At 34.7% G+C, this 3,552-nt stretch carries 2 protein-coding genes; both read right to left on the reverse strand.

All coding sequences use genetic code 11. The annotated features are described in order from the left end of the window. Positions 1-2,384 (reverse strand): putative bifunctional diguanylate cyclase/phosphodiesterase (locus ACW2QF_RS18525; protein ID WP_455717496.1); only part of this gene is annotated, 2,384 nt, incomplete at its 3' end. A 12-nt stretch (positions 2,385-2,396) separates the two neighbouring features. Continuing rightward, positions 2,397-3,552: beta-ketoacyl synthase N-terminal-like domain-containing protein (locus tag ACW2QF_RS18530; protein ID WP_455717497.1), on the reverse strand; the 1,156-nt coding region annotated here is incomplete at its 5' end.

Here is a 3,552-nt window from a genome sequence, read left to right on the forward strand (position 1 = left end):
CAATTTGAGTTAGTCATTTCTGAAAGAAATTTTTCTTTAAAATCCGTTTCAGAGAGCGGCCGACTAATAAAATATCCTTGAGCGTAATCACAGCCAATCTCAGACAAGAACTGATATTCTTCTTCACCTTCCACTCCTTCAGCTATGACTTTCAAATCAAGTTGTTTCGCTATGGCTATTATTGTTTTTACAAGAGCTTGGTTCTCAACTTTTCGATTCATCCCAATGACAAATGATTTATCAATTTTCAAGTAATCAAGAGGATATTTATTTAGGTAACTAAGCGATGAGTATCCGGTACCAAAATCATCAATCGTTACTCTTATCCCCAGTTCCTTTAATTCGTATAACTTTTCTGTCATTGACTCTGCATACATTGCGATACTCTCAGTTATCTCTAATGTAATGTTACTCGGTTCAATTGGAATGTTCTTTATCGTGTTTTTCAAATGTTCTACAAACGATGGTTCGCTTATCTGTCTCACTGAAACATTAATACCAATTCTCAACGGCTTGCCCATTTCTTTTTGCCAACGGACAGTTTGTTCAATTGCAGTCTCCAACACCCACTGACCTATTGGTATAATCATACCTGTCTCTTCGGCGATTGGTATAAATTCATCTGGTGTAACTTTTCCTAATATTTCGCTATTCCACCGAATAAGCGATTCCATACCGATGATTTCATGTGTCTTCATGTCCATTATAGGCTGATAGTAAAGTTCCAATTCCTCTTTATCTAGCACAGTTCGTAATTGTTTTTCAATCATCATCTTCCTATAGAATTGGTGATGCATTTCTGAAGTATATAATTGATAATTATTTTTCCCTCTTTCTTTTACATAGTACATAGCGGTATCTGCATGTTTTATTAATGTATTAACATCATCGCCGTCATTTGGAAAAACACTAATTCCAATGCTTGGTGTAATAAAATACTCACAACCATCGACAATAAAGCCATGTTTAAATAGTTTCAATAATCCTTTTGCAAAAGCCTCACTATCTTCTACATTATAATGTGGAAGTAAAATAGTGAATTCATCACCACCAAGACGGTAAATATTGGCACATGGATGTTCTTGCTTTATTAACATTTCCATTCGTTTTGATACTTCTATTAACAAAAGATCTCCGATATCATGGCCTTGCGTATCATTGATATATTTAAATCGGTCTAAATCAATAAACATAATTGTATTCTGACTTGACTCCATTTTAGCTTTTTCCAAGAGATTCGTTAAATCCTTATTAAACATTCTTCTATTTGGTAAACCTGTTAAAGCATCATGATTGGCTTGGTACTTGATCTTATCTTCATGTTTCTTTCGTTCCGTAATATCTGTTGATACAGCAAGTAGTAATGAGCTATCACTTATATGAATGGGTACTTTAACGGTTTGTACCCAAACCTCTTCTCCTGAAGCAGATATAATTGATTCTTCTCTAATGAATTCCTTTTGTGATAAATTGCTTATGTGCTTGTCTTGATAAACATCTCTTTTTATTTCATCATCGGTTTTCCCTATCGTATCTTGAATATTGATCCCCATTAACTGAGCATATGATTGATTCATAAGTGTATAACGCCCATCTTCGTCTTTTGCATAAATATAGTTTGGGTTTAGATTAATGACCTCTAATAGAAACCTCTTTTGTTCAGATAGTTTTTTATTCATATTTTTTACTATCATAAGATGCATTCGACTTGAAAGAATTAAAACAGAAATAGCAAAGACCAAAATGGCAATCGAACTGGGAAGCAATCTTGACCATGGAAACATATTAAAAAAGCCGATTGTATATCCAATTATTGTGGAACCAATAAATTGTATTAAAAATGACCGTTCACTCTTCGTTTGGATATCTAAACTGATTAAAAAACATATAATCATATTAACGGCAAAAAAGAGAATATTGGAATTATAAATCCACGCTAGCTCTCCGTTAATGGGATAATAAAACGTATTAGAACCATATTGTACAAGTTCTAATCCCTTAATTTCATAAACACTCCATCCAACTATGTAAACATAAAGGGACAACACATAGCCTATGAAAACAGTCGTACCATTAACAAAAAGACTCCATTTCTTTTTATATTCATCATGGAGTAATTCTTGAACAATTGTATATCCTATATATAGAATCGTAGGTGTTACCATAATAGATCCAAATCGAAAAATCCTGAAAAATAGTAAAATTGTCTCTTCTTTAAATAGTTGATCTGCATATAAAAATGCCACATCTATTTGCCAAATCGAAGCAAAAAAAAGAAATAGAAAAATACTTTTTGCTAATTTACTTCTTTTGAATATTACTAACATCGTAATTCCAACCGAAAAAGGAATACACGCCAATATAATCAAAAATGTAAAAAACATGAACTGACCCTCCTATTCACGAGTCAATAATAGACAGGCATTATTACCACTACCACCATGATTCGTGATACATACTGACTCTACAGCTTGGTACCTCGTTTCATAAACAATCGGTACATCTTCAAATCCTTCTCCCGTAGTTTTTATCGTAGGTGGAATGAACCCATTTTCCATTGACAAGACGGATGAAATGATTTGCATTGCTCCTATCGCACCAAATGAATGCCCAATCATTCCTTTAATTGAAGTAATAGGTACTTCAGAACCAAATGTTTCTTTGAGGATAAAACGTTCAATCTGATCATTTAATTCAATCCCAAGTGCCTGACTATTTACATAGGTTGGTCTTTTATTTCCAAGGGTATCTTGAAAAACTTTAAGCATATGTCTACCAGTTGTATCAGAACTTAATAGTCTGGTTCCTTCATTTCTTGAAACGACACTTTCAATTTTTCCGTATATCTTCTGCTGTCGAGCAACTGCAGACTGTTTGCGTTCTAGGACAATTACACCAGCTCCCTCAGATAAAACAAAACCTTTATGCTCTGATGAAAATGGAACTCCAGCTTTTTCAATTGAGCTCTCCTTTGAGAGTGCTCTTGTTTTTTTAAAGCCATTGATTGTCCACTGACCTAAAGGAGCATCTGCGCCTCCTACTATACAAGCATCTACACTACGAGACTCCAGTAGCTGTTTCCCAATCATTACTGCATCTATGCTGGCTGCACATCCAGTTGTTACAGTTAATGCAGTTCCACAGGTCCCAATGGCTTCAGCAATAGAAGATGAAAGTGTATGCGTATCGACGATTGAAACTCCATGAATCGGAAATTTCTTTAGATCATTAGCATCAGCTGCGTATTTTTCGATTTCAAGAATGGCTCCAGCAGATGTTCCCATAACTACAGCTATTCGATGTGGCTTATAATAATCTAGGTTTGACATTTCAGCTGCATCCATCGCAGCTGAAATCGCTATTCTTACAGAACGTGGGTGTCTACGATAATTCGTCCCTTTTATTTCTAGGAAGTCTTCATCTATCAAACCGACAACAATACCAGAATCTGAATGTTCATCATGCTTTAAAATGGTTTGCGTACAAATCCCTTTATTTAGTACATTTAATAAACCACTCTCATCCAAAGCACCTGGCGCTTTTATTCCATAC

It is taken from the genome of Anaerosporobacter sp., assembly GCF_965301125.1.